The organism is Streptomyces sp. NBC_01460, from assembly GCF_036227405.1.
In the GTDB taxonomy this organism is placed as follows: domain Bacteria; phylum Actinomycetota; class Actinomycetes; order Streptomycetales; family Streptomycetaceae; genus Streptomyces.
In genome coordinates this window covers 5620213-5642024 of record NZ_CP109473.1, presented here as the reverse complement: position 1 = coordinate 5642024, position 21812 = coordinate 5620213, and the positions used below count along the sequence as shown (strand labels likewise).

Genomic DNA, 21812 nt, shown 5'->3' with positions numbered 1-21812 from the left:
AAGTGCCACGAAGCTGACATAAGGGAAATAACACCCGCCTCTTGCTACGTTGCGGGGCATGACCGCACCGACGGCGGAAGCACGCCCGCCCGAGCTACGCCTGCCCAAGCGGCGCGGGGTCGAGCTCTCGCTCCTGATCGGGGCCGTGCTCATCTCCGTCTACGGCTACGCCGCCGTCGGCCTCGCCCGGAACGACGCCGTCCCACCCGATGTCGCCGGATACGGCGCGGGGCTCGGCCTCCTCGCCCTGCTCGCCCATCTCGCGGTCCGCTTCCGCGCCCCGTTCGCCGATCCGCTGCTGCTGCCCATCGCCGTCCTGCTCAACGGGCTGGGCCTGGTGCTGATCTACCGGCTCGACCTGGAGACCCCGAGCGACCGGGCGGCGACGACGCAGCTGATCTGGTCCACGCTCGGGGTCGCCCTCTTCATCGCCGTCGTCGTCCTGCTCCGGGACCACCGCGTGCTCCAGCGCTACGCCTACCTCTCGGTCGCCGCGGCGCTGGTGCTGATGATCGTGCCGATCTTCTTCCCCGCGGTGAACGGGGCGAAGATCTGGATCCGGATCGGCGGCCTCTCCTTCCAGCCGGGCGAGTTCGCCAAGATCCTGCTCGCCGTCTTCTTCGCCGCCTACCTCGCGGCGAACCGCAACGCGCTCGCGTACACCGGCCGCAGGATCTGGAGGATCCAGTTCCCCACGGGCCGGGTGCTCGGGCCCATCGTCGCGATCTGGCTGCTCAGCGTCGGCGTCCTCGTCCTCGAACGGGACCTCGGCACGTCACTGCTCTTCTTCGGTCTCTTCGTGATCCTGCTGTACGTGGCCACCGGCCGGACCGGGTGGATCGCCGTCGGGCTGCTCCTCGCCGCCGCGGGCGCCTTCGTCGTCGGCTCGTTCGAACCCCATGTGCACAGCAGGGTGGAGGACTGGCTCGACCCGTACGCCACGATCGACGCGGGGCAGGGGCCGAGTCAGCTCGCCCAGTCGCTCTTCGCGTTCGCCGCGGGCGGCATGCTCGGCACCGGCCTCGGGCTCGGCCACTCCATCCTCATCGGGTTCGCCGCGAAGTCGGACTTCATCCTGGCCACCGCGGGCGAGGAGCTCGGCCTGGCGGGCCTCACCGCGATCTTCCTGCTGTACGCCCTGCTGGTGGCCCGCGGCTTCCGCGCGGGCCTGGCCCTGCGGGACCCCTTCGGGCGGCTGCTGTCGATCGGCCTGGCCTCGATCCTGGCGCTCCAGGTCTTCGTCATCGCGGGCGGGGTGATGGGCCTGATCCCGCTGACCGGGATGGCGATGCCGTTCCTGGCCCAGGGCGGCTCGTCCGTCGTCACCAACTGGATCATCGTGGCGCTCCTCATCCGGGTCAGCGACGTGGCCCGCACACCCGACCCCGACACCGGAACCGTGCCGGCCGCGGAGGACCAGTGATCCGCTACATCCGGCACGCCGCCGGCTTCTGTCTGCTGCTGCTCCTGGCCCTGCTGGCGAACGCCGCGCGCGTCCAGCTCTTCGAGGCCGACGAACTCAACTCGAACTCCGCCAACCGCCGTACCACCATCGACCGTTACGACCAGCCGCGCGGCAACATCCTGGTCGGCGACGAGCCCGTCACCGGCTCGAAGGACACCGGTGAGCAGCTCGCGTACGAGCGCACCTACCGCCACGGTCCGCTGTACGCGCCGGTGACGGGCTACGCCTCGCAGACGTACGGCACCACGCTGCTGGAGAACGCCGAGGACCCGATCCTCTCCGGCGCCGACCCGATCCTGGCGCCGCTCCCGCTGTGGGGCGACGTCACGCGCAGCCTGCAGCCGGGGGGCGATGTCGTCACCACCGTCGAGGATCGCGTGCAACGCGCGGCGTACGAGGGCCTGGACGGCCGGCGCGGCGCGGTCGCGGCCCTCGACCCGGCGACCGGGCGGATCCTGGCGCTGGTCTCCTCCCCCTCGTACGACCCCGAGGTCCTCTCCGGGACCGGCCCCTCCGTCACCGACGCGTGGGCGCGGCTCAACCGCGCGCCGAGCCGGCCGATGCTCAACAGGGCCCTCCGGCAGACCTATCCGCCGGGCTCCGCCTTCAAGATCGTGACCGCGGCGGCGGCGCTGGACGCGGGTGTGGTCACCGATCCGGACGCGGAGACGGACACCCCGTCGCCGTACGTGCTGCCGGGGACCTCGACCGTGCTGCCCAACGAGGCGAAGGGCTGCGAGAAGGCGTCCCTGGCGGAGGCGATCCGGGTGTCCTGCAACACCGTGATGGCTCATCTCGGCGTCCAGGTCGGGCTGGACGGGATGCTGGACGCGGTGGCCGGATTCGGGTTCAACGACGACGACCTCGAGATCCCCTCCCGGGTGGCCCGCAGCAACTTCGACGAGGACATGAGCGACGACCAGCTCGCCCAGTCCTCCATCGGCCAGTTCGACACCGCGGCGACCCCGCTCCAGATGGCGATGGTCGCCTCGGCGGTGGCGAACGGCGGTGAGCTCATGCGTCCGCACCTGGTGGAACGGGTGACCACCGACGACGGCGACACGGTCCGGCAGCAGGGGTCCGACTCCTACCACCGGGCGATGGACCCCACGACGGCACGGCAGCTCCAGCGGATGATGGTCGACGTGGTGGAGAACGGCACCGGCGCGAACGGGGCGATCGACGGGGTGACGGTCGGCGGCAAGACGGGCACCGCCCAGCACGGCGTCGACAACTCCGGGACTCCGTACGCCTGGTTCATCGCCTGGGCGCAGGCGCCGGACTCCGGGCGTCCGGCGGTCGCCGTGGCGGTGGTCGTGGAGGACGCGGCGGCCGACCGGGCCGACGTCAGCGGCGGCGGCAACGCGGCCCCGATCGCCCGCGCGGTGATGGAGGCGGCGCTGCGGGAGTGAGGCCGGCTCGATGACACTGGGTCCATGACATCGGCTCTGGCGGCGGCCCTCGACCGGATCGACCGGCGCGACCGGGACCTGTGCGCGTTCACCGAGGTCTGGCACGAGGAGGCGCGGGCACGGGAGGCGGACGCGTCCCGGCTCCCGCTGGCAGGGCTGCCGTTCGCCGTGAAGGGACCCGCGGGCATCCGCTCGTACACGGCCCGCCGCCTGATCGCCGCGGGCGGGATCCCGGTCGGTGCGACCTCGGTCCCCGGCCCGGGCACCCGCTGGCAGACCTGGGGGCAGGGGGCGCACGGCCGTACGGTCAACCCCTGGCGCCCCGACCGGACTCCGGGCGGGTCCTCGGCGGGCTCCGCGGTGGCGGTCGCGGCGGGCATGGTGGACGTGGCGACGGGCAGCGACGGCGCCGGGTCGGTGCGGATCCCGGCGGCGTGGTGCGGGGTGTTCGGTCTGCGGACGACGAGGGGTCTGCTCCCCTCCCCCGACTCCACGGGGCTCGCGTCCGCCGGCCTGCTGGCGAGCTCGGCCCGGCGCGCGGAGAGCTGTCTGCGCCATGTCCTGGACGGATACGTGCCGCGGCCCGCGCGACTCCCCGTCCCCGCCGTGTTCAGCCCGGATCTGGGCTTCGCCCGCGTCGACCCGGAGGTCGCGGAGGTGACACGGGCCGCGGTCGGCCGGCTGGTGGCAGCCGGGGCCGTACGCCTGGTGCCCGGCTCCTGCGAACTGCTGGACCCGGCGGACGCCTGGCTCGCGGTGCGCGCGGGGGCCCGGACCCCGTCCACGGAGCGGCTCCGTGAGGCCAACGACCGGACGCTCGACGCCCTCTTCGCCCGGACGCCCCTGCTGCTCGCCCCGGTCACGCCCAACCGGCCGCACGGCCACGACGGGCCGGGAGACGTCTACTCCACCGCGCTCACCTGGGCGTTCAACCTCAGCGGCCATCCGGCGGCGAGCCTGCCGGCCGGGTTCACCCCGGACGGCTGCCCGGCCGGTCTCCAGTTGGTGGCCGGCCGGGGAAGGGACGCCGAACTGCTGGGCGCGGCCGTCGCGCTGGAGCGCCACCTGCCCCGGTCTCAGCCGATCGGCTGACGGATCTCCGCCCGCACCTTCAGCGTCTCCTCGGCCGACTTCTCCAGGTCGATGGCGTCCGGGTCCTTCGTCGCGTCACCGGCACGCACCACGGCCACCATCGCGGCCGTGTTGCCGTCGCCCCAGGCGCACATGGGCATGCTGGCCGTCCCGCCGACATCCGTGTACTGCACGACCTGGCACTCCACGACGAGGCCGGACCCGTCGGGCCTGAACTCCCTCGCCGGCACGGCGACCTTGCCCCCGTCCGACTCGGCGGCCCCCTCAAGGATCTTGGTCCGCGCGAGCGCCGGACTGGCCAGACTCCCGTACATGCCGGAGACCACCAGCACTCCGCCGTCCTCGTCCGACGCGTACTGCCCGATCGCCGCCTTCGGGTCCCGGATGCTCGGGTCGTAGGTGTCCTCGATCTCCTTGCCCTCCGTGTCCGACAGGTCCTGGCTGAGGGTGAACTCCTCCTCCAGCAGGGTCTTCGGCACCACGAGCTTGTGCGTGGTCTCGGGGAACGCCAGGTCCGCCCCCTTGTCGGCGAGCTGGAACCCCCCGAATCCGATGGCCGCGAGGAGGGCGACCACCCCCAGCACGATGCCGACGACGAGCCAGCCGCGGTTCTTGCGCGGCGGCTGCGGCTGCCCCCACGGACCGGGAGCGTGGGGTGCGCCGGGGTACGGCTGCGGCGGGTAGGCGTAGGCCGGCTGCGGCGCCTGGTACGGGCCGGGCGGGGGCTGCTGCCCGTACGGAGGGTGCTGCGGGGGCTGTTGCCCGTACGGAGAGGGCTGAGGGGGAGGCGGCCCGTACGGACCCTGCGGCGGCTGCGGCGGCATGCTCATGCGCTCACGTTACGTCACCGGACGAACATGAATTCGACGTACGCACGGCCGGAAGCAGGCCGGGAGGCCCGGCCCGCAACCCGCCCGGTCACTCCGCCCCTTCGTCCGTCAGCCCGGATCGCTCCGCGTCCGCCACCATCGGGCCAGCGGTTCCCTCCGCTGCCGCCACTCCGCGGGAGCGCCCTCCACCCCGGTCCGCGCGCCGACGACGCCCCCGGTGATCGCGCAGGTCGTGTCCACGTCCCCGAAGCCCTCGGCCGTGGACCACAGCGCCTCTTCCAGGTCGTCCGGGTGCCGGGCGGCGGTCCACAGCGCGAACGGCACCGTGTCGTCGGCCCGGATGCGCTTCCCGTTGCCCAGGAGATCGGCGGCCTTCCACGGTTCCGTCGTGAACGGCACCTCCGCGGCACGGAGCACGCCCTCCCGTACGAGCCCTTCCGGCGTGCGCCCGGCGACGGCCTGCAGGGTGAACTCCCCGCGCACGGACAGCGCCGCGGCGACCGCGACGGCCACCGCGCCGGCGACGCCCTCCGGATGGGCGTGGGTGACGGCCGCGGAGAGCGCGGCCTGTTCGGCGACGTGGCCGAGGTCCGCGTGGAAGCGGGCCCCGAGCGGCGCGACCCGCATCGCCGCGCCGTTGCCGAGACTGCCGCCCTCGAAGAGCCCGGGCGCCAGCGTCCGCCAGTCTGCCGGCGAGGTCAGCAGCTCCGGCAGCAGGATGTGCATGCCGTGCCCGTAACCGCGGGCGCGGTCCGCTTCGAAGGCCAGGGCGTAGTAGAGGGCGAGCCGGTCCTGGACGACCTCCCCGTACTCGTCCAGCACCCGTTGCAGGGCGAGCGCCAGCGCGGTGTCGTCGGTCCAGTGCCACTCGGGCTCGTGCGGGGTCCGGCGCGCACGGACCTCGGCGTAGGCCTGCCGGGGCGGCCGGAAGAGCGGGAACCAGCGCTCCCCGAAGGCGTCACCGAGCGCGAGCGCTTCCAGGCTGCGGCGCGCCGCGGCCGTGTCCCCTGTTCCGGAGGTCGAGTTCATGCGTCTCATCCTCCCCGCACGGCCCGGACACGTACATCGGTTTCCCCCACGACGGGCGCCGCACGTGCCGTGAGCCCCTCACCCGGGGGTGCCGCCCTCCGCTATCGCGTCCGCGACCTCCTCGACCCGTGTCCGCTCCTCCACGGCGAAGCGGTCCCGGTCCAGTTGTTCGGCGATCTCCTCGTCCTGGGCCATCAGCAGGTCCAGATTCGAGTCGCCCAGCTCGAACACACCCATGTCGACGTAGGCCTTCTGGAGCCGTTCGCCCCAGAGGCCGATGTCCTTGACGCAGGGGACGATCCGGCTGAACAGCAGCTTGCGGAAGAGCTGGAGGTACTCCGAGTGCTCGGAGAGGTCCTTGGCCTCCTGCTTGCCGATGCCGAAGTTCTCCAGGACCTCGACGCCGCTGAGACGGTCGCGCATCAGGTAGCAGCCCTCGATGACGAACTCCTCGCGTTCGCGCAGTTCGGCGTCGCTCAGCTGCTTGTAGTAGTCGCGCAGCGCCATCCGGCCGAAGGCCACGTGCCGGGCCTCGTCCTGCATGATGTAGGCGAGGATCTGCTTGGGCAGCGGCTTGGTGGTGGTGTCGCGGATCATGCCGAACGCGGCGAGCGCCAGCCCCTCGATGAGGACCTGCATGCCGAGATAGGGCATGTCCCAGCGGGAGTCGCGCAGGGTGTCGCCGAGCAGCCCCTGGAGACTGTCGTTGACCGGGTAGAGCATCCCGACCTTCTCGTGCAGGAAGCGCCCGTAGATCTCCGCGTGCCGCGCCTCGTCCATCGTCTGGGTGGCGGAGTAGAACTTCGCGTCCAGGTCGGGGACCGACTCCACGATCCGGGCGGCGCAGACCATGGCGCCCTGCTCGCCGTGCAGGAACTGGCTGAACTGCCAGGAGGTGTAGTGCTTGCGCAGCTCGCCGCGGTCCCGCTCGGTCATCTTCGCCCAGTGCGGGGTGCCGTAGAGGGTGAGCGCCTCGTCCGGGGTGCCGAGCGGGTCGGCGGGATCGACCTCGAGGCTCCAGTCGATGCGCTTGTTGCCGTCCCACTGCTTGTCCTTGCCCTTCTGGTAGAGGGCGAGGAGACGTTCGCGGCCGTCGTCGTAGTCCCAGTTGAACCGGGCCGCCCCCGTGGCGGGGACCTGCCATGTGGGAGCGGTGGGTGCGGTGGTGTAGAGGTCGTGTGTCGACACGGACAGCTCCTTCGCCTGGCGAGGATCGTACGTTCCGTGGTGCTGACGTCAGTTGGCAGGTTCACACGTTGGTAGACGCGCGGTCAACAAGTCGCGCACAAGGGATTGACTGTCTTGCTGACAAGCAGTCTCATAATTCGTGACCAGAAACCTGACCGCTGGTAACCCCACGTGCGAGGTGCCTTCAGCCATGACGACAGTGACCGACCAGGACATCCAGGCGCTGCGCGATGCGCTCGGCCCGCTCAAGGACCGCGAACAGGTCGCTGCCCGCCTGCTCGAGGCCTCGGCCAAGCACTCCTTCGATCCGGACACCGAGCTGGACTGGGACTCGGCCGTCGAGGACGGCAAGTGGTTCTGGCCCCCGGAGCTGGTCTCCCTCTACGACACCCCGCTGTGGCGGAAGATGTCGGAGGAGCAGCGGATGGAGCTGGCCCGGCACGAGGCGGCGTCGCTGGCCTCGCTCGGGATCTGGTTCGAGATCATCCTGATGCAGCTGCTGGTCCGCCACATCTACGACAAGTCCGTGACCAGCAAGCACGTCCGGTACGCCCTCACGGAGATAGCCGACGAGTGCCGGCACTCCATGATGTTCGCCCGCATGATCGAGTGGGGCGGCGCGCCCAGCTACCCGGTCCCCCGGCGCTACCACAACCTGGCACGGGTGCTGAAGACCATCTCCACCACCCCCGGTTCCTTCGCCGCGACCCTGCTCGGCGAGGAGATCCTGGACTGGATGCAGCGGCTCACCTTCCCCGACGAGCGCGTCCAGTCGCTGGTGCGCGGAGTGACCCGCATCCACGTCGTCGAGGAGGCCCGGCACGTGCGCTACGCCCGCGAGGAGCTGCGCCGCCAGATGGTCACCGCGCCCCACTGGGAGCGCCGCCTCACCCGGCTCAACTGCGGGGAGGCGGCCCGCGTCTTCTCCGTCTGCTTCGTCAACCCGCAGGTCTACGACAACGTGGGCCTGGACCGCCACGAGGCCGTCGCCCAGGTGCGGGCGAGCGGCCACCGGGCGGAGGTCATGCAGACGGGAGCGAAGCGGCTCACGGACTTCTTCGACGACATCGGTGTGCTCAACGGGGTGGGACGCAGGCTGTGGAAGAGCTCGGGTCTGCTGGCCTGAGGCCGCCCCCTTCGCGCGTGCCGGCCCGCGCGACGCCGCCCCCTCGCGCGCCGGGCGGCCGTAGGCTTCGGGGTATGACCTCCGCACCCGCAGCACCGCCGGCCCGCGCGTACCGACGGCTCGGTGTCGAGGAGCGCCGTGCCCAACTGCTCGGCGCGGCGCTCACCCTCTTCGCCCACCGGGCCCCCGACGACGTCTCCATCGACGAGGTGGCGGCCGCGGCCGGGGTCTCCCGGCCCCTGGTCTACCGCTACTTCCCCGGCGGCAGGCAGCAGTTGTACGAGGCCGCCCTCGGGTCGGCCGCCGAGCAGCTGACGCTCTGCTTCGCCGAACCCGCCGTCGGCCCGCCCACCGAGCGCGTGAGCCGGGTCCTGGACCGCTACCTCGGCTTCGTCGACGAGCACGACGCCGGCTTCAGCGCGTTGCTGCGCGGCGGGAGCGTGGCCGAGACCTCGCGTACGTCGACGATCGTGGACGGCGTGCGCCGGTCGGCGGCCGAGCAGATCCTGCTCCACCTCGGCCGCGGCGGCGGCCCGGGCCAGGAACCCGCCGGCCCGCGCCTGCGGATGATGGTGCGCACCTGGATCGCGGCCGTGGAGGCGGCGTCCCTGATCTGGCTGGACGAGGGGAAGCAGCCGGACGCCTCCGACCTGCGGGGCTGGCTGGTCGACCATCTGATGGCCCTGCTCGCGGCCACCGCCGCCTCGGACGGGGAGACGGAAGCCGTGGTGGCGGAGCTGCTGGGCAAGGAGACCGCCGACGGCCCCGCCGGCCGGCTCGCGACGCTGATCATCCCGGTGGCCGGCCGTGCCGCGCACCTGCTGCCGCCGGGCTGAGGGCCCCTGGGTCAGACTGGCACCGTGAAAAGCGAGAACACGTCCTTCCGCGGCGGCCCCCTGGACGGCCGGGTGCTGCCCGTCCTGCTCGGGCCTACCGGTCATCCGCCCAAGTGGTACGAGGTCCCGGTGCCGGACGCCGACGGCGGCCCCGCCACCGTGCACGCCTACCGGCGCGCCCCGTCCGGCTTTTCGAAGCGGCTCGGGCTGCAGCGCGGCTGGGTGTACGAGTACGCCCCCGGCGGACGGGAGCGTTTCACCCCCAAGTGGCCCTGGACCAGGCCCCGCAGCGGGTCCTGAGCGGCATCCGCGTGCGCGGCCGTAGGATCGGCGGTCAGGTGCCGAGGGCACGGTGACAAGGGGGGTGCGCCATGGAGGCGCTGCGTCAGGACGATCCACGCCGCTTCGGCCCGTACACGGCGCTGGCGCGCTTCCGCGAGAGCGCGGGCTCGGTGCACTTCCTGGCCCGCGGCGCGGACGGCGACGAACTCGCCGTGGTGACCGCCGCACGCCCCTCCCTCGCCTCCGTACCCGCCTTCCGGCGCCGTTTCCGGGCCGAGGCCCGTACCGCCGAGCGCCTGGCCGGCGGCTGGGTGCAGCCGCCGCTCGCCTCGCCGGAGGACGACGCCCTGTGGACCGCCGCTGCCTACGTGCCCGCGGTGACGCTCGCCGAGGCGATCGGCCTCGCCGGTCCCCTGCCCGAGCGTGCCGTACGGATCATCGGTGCCGGGCTGGCCGAGACCCTCTCCCGCGTGCACGCCACCGGGGCCGTGCTCCAGGGGCTGGCACCGGAGACGGTGCTGCTGGCCGAGGACGGACCCCGCCTCACCGCGTTCGGCCCCTTGGGAGCGGCGGCCTCCGCCGAGTCACGGGAGGGCGGGCAGCTCTCGGTGCGGCTGGGCTATCTCACCCCGGAGCAGGTGGAGGGCCAGGAGGTGGGCCCGGCGTCCGACCTGTTCGTCCTGGGCCTGCTGCTGGCGTACGCGGCGACCGGGACGACCCCGCTCGCCGACGGCCCCGCCGACGAGGCGGCCGAGCGCATCGCCCACGGTTCGGCCGAACTGGGCTCCGTTCCGGACGAGTTGCGCGCCCTGATCGCGGGCTGCCTCGCGAAGGACCCGGACGACCGGCCCGGTGCGGGAGCGGTGGCGGCGGAGCTGGCGCTGGAGGGCGCCGCGGGCCTCGCCAAGGGCGGCTGGCTCCCCGGGCCCCTGTCGGCCGCGGTGACGGACCAGGGGGTCAGGGCCCGGGCCCTGACGCCTCCGGTGGACCCGCCGCAGGACGCGGCCCCGGATCCTGCGCAGGACTCGGTACCGGACCCGGCCCAGGACCCTGCCCCGCATCCTGTCCGGGACGCGGTTCCGGCGGACAGCGGGGCAGCCACAGGGGCGCCGGGGAGCGGGGACGTCGGCGAGGACAGCCGGACGACGCGCTTCCTGGGCACCGGGGCACGCGCACCGCACTCCGACCGGGCGACGACCCAGCTCGCCCTCCCCCGGGAAGCGACCGGATCGGCGCCCCCGACCCCCGCACCGGCCCTCGCACCCGCACCCGCACCCGCACCCGCACAGCCCTACCCGTACGCGTACCCGGCCGCCCCCGCACCCCAGGGGGTGCCCGCGCCCGCCCCGCTCCCCCTGCCCACCGCCGCGCCCACCGCCGTACCGCCCGGCGACGGGGCCGCCCCGGTCACCAGCCGCCGGGCTCTGCTCACCGCCGTCGCCGCCGGCGCGGCCGGGCTGGTCCTGGGCGGAACCGCGGTGGCCGCCCTCGGGCCGGACGATCCCGCCACCGCCGCCGACGACAAGCCGGCCCCCCGGCCCGGCCCCACCGTCCCGGGCCGGGCGCCGGCGCCCCGGTGGATCTACACCCACCCGGCCGCCTCGCCGGTCCCGCTCACCGCGGGCATCTGGCGGGACAGGCTCCTGGTGGTGACGGACGAGGAGCGGGCGACCGCCGTCGACCTGCGGACCGGGCGGAAGATCTGGGAGCGTGCCGACGCGGCGGGCGCCCAGGCGGTCCTCGCGGCCGGTGACGGCCTCTGCTTCCTGGCGAGCCCGACGGAGTTCCTCTGGCTGTCGGCGAAGGACGGGAAGGTCGCCCACCGGGTGCGCTTCGTCGACCAGTTCGCCGGCGTACCGAACATGAAGGTGGCCACCCTCACCGGACTGTCCGGCTCCGTCCTCTGGTTCACCGGCTCCCACACCGTCACCGAGAAGGCGCCGAAGCCGAAGAAGGGCAAGAAGCCCGGCAAGGACAGGCAGGTCGTCAAGGCCTACCTCTTCGCGTACGACCTCGTGCGGCGCAAGGAACTCTGGCGCACCGCCGTCCCCGCCGGCCGGGCCCCCGGCACCCCGGTCCACCGTCTGACCGCCGTCAGGGACACCGACTTCGTCGTACGCCAGGACGCCGGCACGCTCACCCCCGCCGACGTCGCGGCGGGCAAGGGCAAGGCGTCCTTCCGGTGCTTCGACCGCGCCACGGGAAAGCTGCTGTGGGACCGGCGGTTCGGCGCGGTCGCACCGGCCGGCTCGGCGGCCGGTGACGAGCAGGGCCGGCTGTACGCCGGGGTCGGCGACGACATGCAGGCGTTCGAGACGGGCACCGGCAAGCCGGTCTGGACGCTCAACGGCACGGCGTCGTCCGTCTTCGGCACCCCCCTTCCGGCGGGGGCGGTGCTGCACACCACGAACCGGAACCAAGAGGTCGCCGCGGTCGGGAGTGCGACCGGGAAGCTGCTCTGGCGACGGTCCACCGAGGTCCCGCCCGGCTCCTACGCGCCCGCTCTGACCCTCAGTGGCGGTGGGAAGACCCTGCTCGCCGCGGACGCCTCGCAGGTGACGGCCTTCGACGCGGCGGACGGACGCCGGCTGTGGAAGTTCCAGGACATCGGGGTCCAGGACCCGAAGGGTGCCACCGTCACCGGGTGGTACCGGGTGCTGGCCACCGGGAGGACCGCGGTCGTCCGGCGGGAACGGGCCTTCTACGCCTTCCCCGTGGAGTGACACCCGGGCGTCCTCCGTTCGGGGCACGACCCGGACGGCGCGCGGGACGGTCCTTGCATCACCTCCGGCCGAGTGACCGGATGGTCAAGATCCGACCGTTCGTGGGGTAATCCGATTAATCGGTATCGCCCTTGTCACCGGAGGTGATGTCGTGTCAGGAAGACTCGCACGTACCCTCTGCACCGCGGCGCTGGCCGCGGTCGTCGCCGCCTCGCCCGCCTTCGCCGGACCGGCCCCGGGGCCGGTCCCGGCCGGCGGCCCGGACCCCGCCCCGGCCGCCGGAGCCCCGCAGCAGAGCGTGGCGGGACTGCTGACGCAGTTGCAGACCCTGTACCGGAAGGCCGAGGAGGCCGGCGAGCTGTACAAGGGCACCGAGAAGGAGCTGAAGAAGCGGACGGCCGCGGCCGGGAAGCTGCGCGCCGAGCTCGCCCGGGCCCGGACGGCACTGGACTCGGGCCGTCGTGACGCCGGGCGCCTGGCGCGGGACCAGTACCAGGGGCGCACCGACTTCTCCGTCTATCTGCGCCTGCTGCTCGCCGAGGACCCGGCTCGGGCCCTGGAGCAGAGCCACGTCATCGAGCGCGCCCAGGCCGGCCGGTCGGCCGCGGTGGACCGGCTGACCGGCGCGGAGAAACACGCCGAGGAGCTGTCGGCCAGGTCCCGGACCGCACAGGACCGGCAGCGGGCGCTGGCCGCGCAGCGGAAGAAGCAGCGCGACACCGTGGAGACGCGGCTGAAGGGCATCGAGGCGATGCTCGCCTCGCTCTCGGCGGATCAGCTGGCGGCCGTCTCGGCACTGGAGAAGAAGACCGTCGGCGAGGCCCAGGACGCGCTGACCGCATCCGGAGCGCTCAGCTCGGTCCGGCCGCCGACCGAGGAGGGCGGCGAGGCCGTGCGGTTCGCGGTCGAGCAGATCGGCAAGCCGTACGTCTGGGGCGCCGAGGGGCCGGAGTCCTTCGACTGCTCCGGGCTCACCTCGCAGGCCTGGTCGGACGCGGGGCGGACGATCCCTCGGACCTCGCAGGAACAGTGGCGGCAGCTGCCGAGGGTTCCGGTCGGCTCGCTGCGCCCCGGCGACCTGGTGGTCTACTTCCCGGAGGCGACGCATGTGGCGCTGTACATCGGCAACGGCCTCGTCGTCCAGGCCCCCAGGCCCGGAGCCTCGGTGAAGGTGTCGCCCCTGGCCTCCAACCCCCTGCTGGGCGCCGTACGCCCGGATCCGGACGGCGAGCCGCTGAGCACGTACACCCTGCCGGAGCTCCCCGCGGACGCCACCTCCGGATCGGACACCGGGTACGACGCCCCGGACGCATGAGAACCGGGCCGCCACGTCCGTCGCTGCCTGCCTGACGGATGTGACGGCCCGGTTCCCGGGTGCGCCGGTGCGCGGGTGTCAGCCCTGGGCGCCGGTGAGCGAGCCCAGGTACGCGTTCGTCTTCTCCGGCTCGAAGAAGAAGTTGTCGAAGTCCGCCGGGTCGTTGAACCCGTTGGCGAAGCGGTCGGCGGCCGGCTGGAGCTGGCCGGAGGCGCCGATCAGGTTCAGCACGTGCTCCGGCGGCGGGCCGAGCATCGCGTTCGTCCACTTCACGACGTGCTGGGTGTTCTCCCAGTGACGCTCGAAGGTGGCCTCCATCCACTCCTCGTCGAACGGCCGGTCGCCGTGCTCGAGGATCGAGTGCAGGTAGGAGTGCGCGCACTTGGACGCGGTGTTGGAACCCTGACCGGTGATCGGGTCGTTGGCGACGACCACGTCCCCGACGCCGAGGACCAGACCCCCGCCGGGCAGCCGGCCGACGGGCTTGCGGACGGTCGGGGCGTAACGGCCCGCCAGCGTGGCGTTGGCGTCGGTCAGCTCGACCTTGGTGGCGCGCGCGTACTCCCACGGCGTGTACGTCTCCATGAGCTCCAGCGTCTTGGCCAGGTGCTCCGAGGGGTCCTTGATGCCCTGGAAGGCGTCGAGCGGACCGCCGGGGATGCCCTCCCAGAACAGGATGTCCGCGCGGCCCGACGTCGTCAGGGTCGGCATGATGAAGAGCTCACCGACCCCCGGGACCAGGTTGCAGCGCACCGCGTCGAACTCGGGGTGCTCCGGACGGGGACCCAGGCCGTGGACGTAGGCGACGGCCAGCGCGCGCTGCGGGGCGTCGAACGGCGAGCGGGAGGCGTCCCGGCCGAACATGGAGACGAGCTCGCCCTTGCCGGCCGAGACCATCACCAGGTCGTAGGTACGGGAGAAGTAGTCCAGGTCGGAGACGGCGGCACCGTGGATGACGAGCTGCCCGCCGCGCTGGGCGAAGGTCTCCATCCAGCCGGCCATCTTCACGCGCTGGTCGACGGACTGCGCGTAGCCGTCGAGCTTGCCGACCCAGTCGATGACCCGCGAGGAGTCGGGGCCGGCGACCGAGACGCCGACGCCCTCGATCCGCGGGGCCTGCGACTCCCAGAAGTTGAGCTGCAGGTCGCGCTCGTGCTGGAGGGCCGTGTGGAACATGCACTGCGTCGACATGACCCGGCCGGACCGGATCTCGTCCGCGGTGCGGTTGGACATCAGGGTGACTTCGTACCCGCTGGACTGCAGTCCGAGGGCCAGTTGGAGACCGGACTGGCCGGCTCCGACTATGAGTATCTTCCGCATCGCGGTTCTCCGTTACGTGTGCTGGGCGCGTCCGTCTTACTCGGGGGCGATGTCGAGTGCGTGGCCCACCAGGGCGAGCAGCGACTCGACGACCGTGATCCTGTTACGCGCATCCATGATCACAACAGGCACGTGCGGGGGCACGGTCAGGGCCTCCCTGACGTCCTCCTCGCCGTAACCGGTCGTCCCCTCGAAGTGGTTGACCGCGACGATGTAGGGAAGGCCGCAGCTCTCGAAGTAGTCGAGCGCCGCGAAGCAGTCGGCGAGCCGCCGCGTGTCGGCCAGGACGACCGCGCCGATCGCGCCGCGCACGAGGTCGTCCCACATGAACCAGAAGCGCTGCTGACCAGGGGTGCCGAAGACGTACAGGACGAGGTCGTCGTCGAGCGTCAGGCGGCCGAAGTCCATCGCGACGGTCGTGGTGACCTTGTCGGGGGTGGCCGTGAGGTCGTCGGTCTCCTCGCTGGCCTGCGTCATCAGCGCTTCGGTCTGGAGCGGGGTTATCTCGGAGACCGAGCCGACGAACGTCGTCTTGCCCACGCCGAACCCGCCCGCGACCACGATCTTGGTCGCGATCGGTGCGCGCGTGTGGTCGAGCTGCCAGGCCTGGACCGACTCACCGGGCCCGTCCTGCGGCCCCCGCTGACGCGGAGTGAAGAGCGGCGCCTCAGAGACGGCGGAGTCCATTGAGCACCCTTTCGAGCAGTGCGCGGTCGGGCTGGCCGGTGCCGTGACCGGTTCCGTACACGCGGATCTTTCCCTGGTCGGCCAAGTCGCTGAGCAGCACCCGGACCACGCCGAGCGGCATCTTCAACAGGGCGGAGATCTCGGCGACCGTACGCATACGGCGGCAGAGTTCGACGATGGCGTGCAGCTCCGGCATGACGCGCGAGGCGAGGTTGCCGTTCGTGAGCTCACGGCGCTCCTCGGGAGCGTCCAGCGCGGCGACGAAGGTCTCGACGAGCAGGACGTGCCCGAAGCGGGTGCGGCCGCCGGTGAGGGAGTACGGACGGACCCGCGCGGCCTTCCGGTCGGCACCCCGGACGGGGAGTTTTCGTACGGGTTCAGCAGCTGACGTCACTGGGTGCTCTCCATCGATTTGCGCAGCTCACTGCGGAGTTCGGGGGTGAGTACGTGTCCGGCACGGCCGACGAAGAGCGCCATGTGGTAGGCGATGACGCTCATGTCGCAGTCGGCGGTGGCGTGCACACCGAGCAGGGAGCCGTCACTGATCGACATGACGAAGACGCTGCCCTCGTCCATCGCGACCATCGTCTGCTTGACGCCGCCGCCGTCCATCAGCTTGGCGGCGCCGATCGTGAGGGACCCGATGCCGGAGACGATGGTGGCGAGATCGGCGCTGGAGCCCCTGGGGCCCGTCTGCCGTCCTGCCGTCCTGGCCGTCGCGAGACCGGGGTCCGAGGAGAGCAGCATCAGTCCGTCGGACGAGACGACGGTGACCGAGTGGACCCCTGGCACCTCCTCCACGAGATTGCTCAGCAACCAGTGAAGGTTCCGGGCCTCGGTGCTCAGCCCGAATGTGCTGGGCGCAGTCAACTGCGTGCCTCCTCGACTGTGTCCCCCGTCTCATCGATTCGACCGTCGGTACGGTCGTGGTCGGTCTGTGGGCCGCTGTCGGCGATCTCCGCCTCGACATCGCGGCGGCCGTCCTTCGCACCCTGGTGGAAGCCGCCGAGCCGACGGCGCAGGGCCTCCTTGTCCAGGCTGCCCTTCCGCTCGGTGACCGGGGCCGACGGAGGCGCGGAGATCTTCGGGGTGCGCTTGGGTAGTCCCTTGTCGGTGAGGCGCTCGGGCGAGGGCGCCGGGTCGGGCACCTCCTCGCCGAGTCCGGTCAGCGGCTGCCGGGGGCCCGGGACGGCGTCGGCGGCCGGAGCGGGAACGGGAGCCGTCGCGGGGCTGGTGTCGGCGGCGCGCTCGTGGCGGTCGGGCCCGATGGCGTACGGGCTCGGCGCGTCCTTCTGCGCGGGGAGCCGGACCTGCATGGTGGTCTCGGCGTCGGACTCCTCGCGGGCGGCGGGGGCGGCGGGCTCCGGCTGGGCCGCGGGCTCCGCGTCGGGTACGGGCCGCTCGTCGGGCGCGGGCTCCTCGTGCGCCCCGGCCTCGGCGGGCGCCGGCTCCACCGGCTGGGGCGCCGCGGGCTCCGTGCCCGTCGCCTGCAGGGTGCGCTCGGCAGCCTCGATCAGCGGGTCACCGGCGGGAAGGGCCGAACGGGTCGGCAGAGCGTTGGAGTTGGCCTCGGCCACCGAGCCCGGGAGGTTCAGGGTCGGCGCGTCCCCCGGCCGCGTGACGGGCGGCGGGGACGCCGCGGGCGGCGCCTTGGGCAGCAGCGCCTGCGGAAGGACGACGACCGCGGTCACCCCGCTCCCCTTCTGTTCGCGCAACTGCACCCGTACGCCGTGGCGGGAGGCCAGCAGCGAGGTCACCTGAAGACCCAGCCCGGCCCCGTCCGCGGCTTGTTCGCCCGCCTCGAAGGACGCCGGGTCGGCAAGCCTGGCATTGAGTTCGCCCATCCGGACCGCCGACATGCCGATGCCCTCGTCCTGCACGGAGAGCATCACCTCACCGGTCTCCAGCAGCCATCCGGAGAGCTCGACATGGGAGTCGGGCGGGGAGAAGGACGTCGCGTTCTCCAGGAGTTCGGCGACGAGGTGGCTCAGGTCGTCGGCGGCGAAGCCCGCGACCTGGGCGTGCGGCGGCAGGGACTGGATGGTCACCCGCTCGTACCGCTCGATCTCGCTGACCGCCGCGCGCAGGACGTCGACGAGCGGGATCGGCCCCGCGTGGCCCTGGTTGTGATCGGCGCCGGCGAGGACCAGCATGTTCTCGCTGTGGCGCCGCATGACGGTGGCCATGTGGTCCAGCTTGAAGAGGGTCGCGAGGCGCTCGGGGTCCTGCTCGCGCTCCTCCAGGCCCTCGATGACGCCGAGCTGCCGCTCGACCAGGCCGAGGGTCCGCAGCGACAGGTTGACGAAGGTGTGGTGGACCGTGTTCCGCAGCCGTTCGAGCTGCTTGGCGAGTTCCGCCACCTTGACCTGAAGTTCGGCCCGCTGGAGCGTGAGTGCCTCGCGGCCCGCGATCAGTTCGCCGCGCTCCGTCTGCATGCTCTCGAGTCGGCCGGTGACGTCGTGGTGCAGTCCGTGGAGCTTGCCGTGCAGGGCGTTGATGGACCGTACGACCTGCGCGAACTCGTCGTTGCGTCCGGTGTAGCGGACCGGTTCGGCGGTCTCGGGTTCGGCGGCGATCCGGCCGGCACCGATCCGCAGGACGGCGAGCGGCTGGGTGAGCGTGCGGGCGACGGCCGTGGAGACACCGACGGCGATCAGCAGACAGCCGCCGAGCAGGGCGAGGCGGAGCTCCAGCGCGGTGACGTCGTCGTCGCGCAGCCCCTCCAGGCGCTTGACCTGCGCGGTGCCCAGGGCGGACTCGACCGAGCGCATGCGGTCGATCCGCGCGGAGAGCGCGGCCTCGACCTTCTCGGGGTCGGCCGCCCGGTCCTCCTCGGACAGCTCGGGACGGTCGGTGAACCGGGTGAGGTACTTCTCCGCCCGGGTGACCTCGGGGCCGGTGACCGTGGAGGCGAGCCTGTCCCGGGCGGAGGGCCCGGCGGACTGGTCGAAATCGGCGAGGGAGGCGAGCTCGCGCACCCGGGCCTGCTGGGCGGCGGCGCTCAGCTCGTCGCGGTCGCGGTCGTCCTCGTCGCTGCCCGTGTCCTGGCTCCGGACGGGCAGGCCGGTGAACGGGTCGATCTGCTGCTGCGGCTCGGTGCCGGGCACGGCGAGCGCGGCCAGGAGCAGCCCCCTGGTGGCGGAGGCCTGTTCCACCGCGCTGCCCAGCGCGAGCGGCGCGCGGGTGGCGTCGGCGGCCCGCGGCGGGGTCTTCTCGGCGAGGTCGTCGGCGAGGTCGTGGAGCTTCGCGATGACCTCGGAGTAGGCCTGGTAGGCCTCCGTCGCCGAGCCCTTGCCGGTGAGGGCGGTCCGGCGGAGCGAGGGGATCTCGGCGAGGTCCCGGCGCAGCGCCGCGGGGGCGGCCTCCCGGATCTCGTCGGCCTGCTGGTCGACGCGGGCCGCGGGGCCCGTGGTGCCGTCCTCGGCGTCCTTCTCCTCACGGCCGCCCGCGATGTGGGCGGTGACCTCGTCGCGCTCGTCCGCGAGGGAGTGCGCGAGGGTGATCGCCTGCTGGTTCAGCTCGGCGAGCGTGACCAGCCGCTGGGACTCGTTGAGATCGGAGGATGCGCCGAGGGCCGCCGGGGCGCCCGCCGCGATGACGGTGATCCCCACGACGGCGACGCCGGCGACGAGCCGGCTGCGTACCCGCACGGTCCGCTTGGCGGCACCCGCTGCCTGAGGCATCGCCCCGGACTCCTCGCGCGTGCTGTCCTTGCTCCGAGGCCGCTTCTTCTGCACCGGTGCTCGCAATCTTGACTCGTCCGCCCTTGAAGCAGAGGTGACGCGCAGTCACGTGAATGGGCGCCCCGCCCTGGTGGGCACCGTACGGCTTCTGACCATTCCAGCGCTTTTGGGAGGGGAGCCGCGCATCAACCGCTCCGCCACTCGAACGAGTGAACATCAATCCGGAGTTGGCGAACAAGTCTCCCCACGCGCGCCTCCGGGCATGCACGGACCACCGGGTGGAACTTCGGGCCAGGCTTTGGGAGTATGCCCGCCCGCATATGCGGGGAGCCGCGGATCCCACGCCTGGTGGCCATTCTGACCTGCTGGTACGGTCCAACCCCGTGATCGTGCAGGCTCCGTGAAGGCATCGTGCAGACTGACCGGATGCGCATCGAACTCACCACCGAGCCGGGTGACCCCGAACGCCCCAACGAGGACTGGGTATCGACCGTGACCCCTGCGGAAGGCCGGGGTGGCGCGCTCGTCCTGCTGGACGGCGTGACACCTCCCGTCGGCAGCGACGGCTGTGTGCACTCCGTTCCGTGGTTCACGGCGCGGCTCGGGGGCGCCCTGGCCGAACTGTCCGCTTCGCGGAGGGATCTGACGCTCACCGAGATCCTCGCGAAGTCCATCCGGCGCACCGCCGACACGCACCGTTCCCTCTGTGACCTTTCTCACGTCCGCACGCCTCAGGCGACCGTGGTCCTGGCGCGTTGGGACGACGAGCGGGTCGAGCACCTGGTGCTCTCCGACTCGGCCCTGCTCGTCGAGGGGCCCGACGGCGCGGTCAGGCCGCTGCTCGACGACCGGCTCGACCGGCTACCGCCGGGCTCGCTCGCCTCGGAGGAGATCGCGGACGCGCGCGTGCGGAACAAGGAGGGCGGCTTCTTCACGGCCGCCGCCGACCCCCTGGTGGCGTCACGCGCGGTGACCGGCGAGACCCCCCGGGCGGAGGTCAGGGCGCTGGCGGCGCTGACCGACGGGGCGAGCCGCTGGACGGAGAAGTTCCGGGAGGGCGACTGGAAGGCCACCCTGGGAGTGCTGCGCAAGGAGGGGCCCCAGGGGCTGATCGACCGCGTCAGGGAGCTGGAGCGGGCCGACACCGACCGGGTGTACCTGCGCCGCGGCAAGACGCATGACGACGCGACAGCGGTCCTCGTCGAGCTGTAGCGGCCCCGCTCCGCACCCGGGCGCGCCTCACTCCTCGGCGCGCTCGTTGAAGTGGTGCAGCAGGCGCGCCAGTTCCGCGACCTCGGTCCGGTCCCAGCCCGCGAGATTCCGGGCGTAACGGCCGCGCCGGGCGTCACGGACGCTGCGGAAGCGCGCGAGGCCCTCGTCGGTGAGGCCGACCAAGGAGGCGCGGGCGTCCGCGGGGTCGGTCTCCCGCGCCACCAGACCGAGGCCCTCCAGGGCCCGCAGCTGCCGGCTCATGGTCGCCTTGCCCACCCCGAAGTAGGCGGCGAGATCCGTGGCGCGCTGACGCCCGGCCGACTCCAGCCGTACGAGGAGCCCGTACGCCGCGGCTTCCAGATTCGGATGGACCTCCCGGGCCATCTCCCCCGACGTGGCCCGCGCGCGGCGCAGGAAGACCGCCAACTCCCGCTCCAGCGCGAGGAACTCATGGTCCACGCCGCTCCCGGCCACCACGCCGGGTTCACTGCCGCTTCCGCTCCCGTGCACGTCAGCACCCCTCATACGCTTTCCCGCCGATGAAATTCTCTTTCAACTCCGGTCATCGCCGCAGCTGGGCCAGTATTTCGCAGGCGCGGGCCTCCGGCGGCTGCCAGGCCCTGGCACGGGACACGGGTCCGCGTCCGTAGCGACGCGGATGCCCTGGGCGGGACGTCCGCACCGCCCGCCACACACACCGTCGACGGTCCCCCTCCCTCCACTATGCACTGCACGTATACGCACTATGTATAGTCGCGGCGTGCCGCACCACCGGTGTGCGGCCGAGCCCTGGGGAGTGACGTGCTGTGTCTGTTGTGCCCGGAAAGATGACGCCCTTCGGCGCGGGGTTGGCCGCCGCCCTCGTGACGCTGCTCACGCTGACGCTCGGCGGCTGCTCGATGGAGACCACGGCTCCCGGGTCCGCCCGCGGCGACGCCGCGTCCGACGCCAAGGGCTCGTTCGGACCGGTGGACTGTCGCAGGGCCAAGTGCATCGCGCTGACCTTCGACGCGGGGCCCGCGGAGGACACCCCGCACCTGCTGGACGTCCTCAAGGAGAAGAAGGTGCCGGCCACGTTCTTCCTGCTGGGGAGGAACCACGTGCTGAAGCACCCGGAGACGGTGCGGCGCATCGCGGCCGAGGGCCACGAGGTCGCCAACCACACCTGGTCGCACGAGATCCTGACGGGGCGGAAGCCGGACGAGATTCGAGCCGAACTGGAGAAGACCCAGCTGGCGATCGAGAGGATCACCGGGAGGAAGCCCCGGCTGATGCGGCCTCCGCAGGGCCGTACCGACGACACCGTCTCCGGGATCTGCGAGGAGCTCGGACTCTCCCAGGTCCTGTGGAGCGCGACCGCCAAGGACTACTCCACGAACGACTCCGCGCTGATCAGGAAGCGGATACTCGACCAGGCCGGCAAGGACGGGATCATCCTGCTGCACGACATCTACAAGGGGACGGTGCCCGCGGTCCCGGGCATCATCGACACCCTGAAGAAGCGGGGCTTCACCTTCGTGACCGTCCCGCAGCTGATGGCCCCCGCCGAGCCCCGGCCCGGCACGGTCTACCGCCCCTGACCGGCCCCTGGCCCCTCGCCGCGCCGGGAGCC

At 72.5% G+C, this 21812-nt stretch carries 19 protein-coding genes; 10 read left to right on the top strand and 9 right to left on the bottom strand.

The annotated features are described in order from the left end of the window. Positions 1–58: 58 nt before the first annotated feature. Genes OG488_RS25620 through OG488_RS25610 form a run of 3 tightly spaced genes read left to right on the top strand, consistent with a single transcriptional unit; the run spans position 59 to position 3969 of the window. A complete protein-coding gene (locus OG488_RS25620) occupies positions 59–1423 on the top strand; it encodes an FtsW/RodA/SpoVE family cell cycle protein (RefSeq protein WP_329232841.1) in 1365 nt (454 codons plus the stop codon). After that, positions 1420–2877 (top strand): peptidoglycan D,D-transpeptidase FtsI family protein, encoded by a 1458-nt coding sequence (locus tag OG488_RS25615; protein ID WP_329232839.1) that lies wholly within the window; start codon positions 1420–1422, stop codon positions 2875–2877. Before OG488_RS25620 ends, OG488_RS25615 begins: the two co-directional genes overlap by 4 nt. Positions 2878–2901: 24 nt before the next feature. Continuing rightward, the gene (locus OG488_RS25610) at positions 2902–3969 is read left to right on the top strand and encodes an amidase (RefSeq protein WP_329232837.1); all 1068 of its coding nucleotides are present in this window, start codon (positions 2902–2904) and stop codon (positions 3967–3969) included. Here the strand turns inward: OG488_RS25610 and OG488_RS25605 are convergent. The 3 genes from OG488_RS25605 to OG488_RS25595 form a co-directional block, all read right to left on the bottom strand. Continuing rightward, on the bottom strand, positions 3954–4799 hold the full coding sequence (locus tag OG488_RS25605) for a hypothetical protein (RefSeq protein ID WP_329232835.1): 846 nt from the start codon (positions 4797–4799) through the stop codon (positions 3954–3956). The genes OG488_RS25610 and OG488_RS25605 overlap by 16 nt on opposite strands. A gap of 108 nt (positions 4800–4907) precedes the next feature. Continuing rightward, a complete protein-coding gene (locus tag OG488_RS25600) occupies positions 4908–5828 on the bottom strand; it encodes an ADP-ribosylglycohydrolase family protein (RefSeq protein WP_443074244.1) in 921 nt (306 codons plus the stop codon). Between the two features lie 78 nt (positions 5829–5906). After that, positions 5907–7016, bottom strand: a complete 1110-nt coding sequence (locus OG488_RS25595) for a ferritin-like domain-containing protein (RefSeq protein ID WP_329232831.1) — start codon at positions 7014–7016, stop codon at positions 5907–5909. 190 nt (positions 7017–7206) lie between these two features. Between OG488_RS25595 and OG488_RS25590 the strand changes: the two genes are divergently transcribed. From OG488_RS25590 to OG488_RS25570, 5 genes are all read left to right on the top strand, one after another. Further along, positions 7207–8142: an AurF N-oxygenase family protein gene (locus OG488_RS25590; RefSeq protein ID WP_329232830.1), complete on the top strand. Its 936-nt coding sequence runs from the start codon at positions 7207–7209 to the stop codon at positions 8140–8142. 74 nt (positions 8143–8216) lie between these two features. Beyond that, complete coding sequence (locus OG488_RS25585) at positions 8217–8978, top strand: TetR/AcrR family transcriptional regulator (protein WP_329232828.1); 762 nt, start codon at positions 8217–8219, stop codon at positions 8976–8978. Between the two features lie 24 nt (positions 8979–9002). After that, complete coding sequence (locus OG488_RS25580) at positions 9003–9278, top strand: hypothetical protein (RefSeq protein WP_329232826.1); 276 nt, start codon at positions 9003–9005, stop codon at positions 9276–9278. 71 nt (positions 9279–9349) lie between these two features. Continuing rightward, positions 9350–11983, top strand: a complete 2634-nt coding sequence (locus tag OG488_RS25575) for an outer membrane protein assembly factor BamB family protein (RefSeq protein WP_329232824.1) — start codon at positions 9350–9352, stop codon at positions 11981–11983. A 151-nt stretch (positions 11984–12134) separates the two neighbouring features. After that, positions 12135–13298 (top strand): C40 family peptidase, encoded by a 1164-nt coding sequence (locus OG488_RS25570; RefSeq protein ID WP_329232822.1) that lies wholly within the window; start codon positions 12135–12137, stop codon positions 13296–13298. 78 nt (positions 13299–13376) lie between these two features. Here the strand turns inward: OG488_RS25570 and OG488_RS25565 are convergent, their stop codons facing one another. From OG488_RS25565 to OG488_RS25545, 5 genes are read right to left on the bottom strand one after another with little or no spacing between them, the layout of a single operon-like run. Next, on the bottom strand, positions 13377–14618 hold the full coding sequence (locus OG488_RS25565) for a styrene monooxygenase/indole monooxygenase family protein (RefSeq protein WP_329232820.1): 1242 nt from the start codon (positions 14616–14618) through the stop codon (positions 13377–13379). A 36-nt stretch (positions 14619–14654) separates the two neighbouring features. Further along, complete coding sequence (locus OG488_RS25560; RefSeq protein ID WP_329232819.1) at positions 14655–15305, bottom strand: GTP-binding protein; 651 nt, start codon at positions 15303–15305, stop codon at positions 14655–14657. After that, the gene (locus OG488_RS25555) at positions 15286–15699 is read right to left on the bottom strand and encodes a DUF742 domain-containing protein (protein ID WP_103513691.1); all 414 of its coding nucleotides are present in this window, start codon (positions 15697–15699) and stop codon (positions 15286–15288) included. Before OG488_RS25555 ends, OG488_RS25560 begins: the two co-directional genes overlap by 20 nt. Further along, positions 15696–16175 (bottom strand): roadblock/LC7 domain-containing protein, encoded by a 480-nt coding sequence (locus OG488_RS25550; RefSeq protein ID WP_329232816.1) that lies wholly within the window; start codon positions 16173–16175, stop codon positions 15696–15698. The genes OG488_RS25555 and OG488_RS25550 overlap by 4 nt, the downstream gene beginning before the upstream one ends. Beyond that, entirely contained in the window at positions 16172–19042 is a 2871-nt protein-coding gene (locus OG488_RS25545) for a sensor histidine kinase (protein WP_329232814.1), read from the bottom strand. Before OG488_RS25545 ends, OG488_RS25550 begins: the two co-directional genes overlap by 4 nt. Before the next feature lie 372 nt (positions 19043–19414). On the opposite strand from OG488_RS25545, the gene OG488_RS25540 reads away from it, so the two are divergent. Further along, positions 19415–20200: a protein phosphatase 2C domain-containing protein gene (locus OG488_RS25540; RefSeq protein ID WP_329232812.1), complete on the top strand. Its 786-nt coding sequence runs from the start codon at positions 19415–19417 to the stop codon at positions 20198–20200. Positions 20201–20227: 27 nt separating this feature from the next. On the opposite strand, the gene OG488_RS25535 is transcribed toward OG488_RS25540, so the two are convergent. Continuing rightward, on the bottom strand, positions 20228–20725 hold the full coding sequence (locus tag OG488_RS25535) for a MarR family winged helix-turn-helix transcriptional regulator (protein ID WP_329232810.1): 498 nt from the start codon (positions 20723–20725) through the stop codon (positions 20228–20230). Between the two features lie 302 nt (positions 20726–21027). Between OG488_RS25535 and OG488_RS25530 the strand changes: the two genes are divergently transcribed. Further along, on the top strand, positions 21028–21780 hold the full coding sequence (locus tag OG488_RS25530) for a polysaccharide deacetylase family protein (protein ID WP_329238996.1): 753 nt from the start codon (positions 21028–21030) through the stop codon (positions 21778–21780). Positions 21781–21812 lie beyond the last annotated feature (32 nt).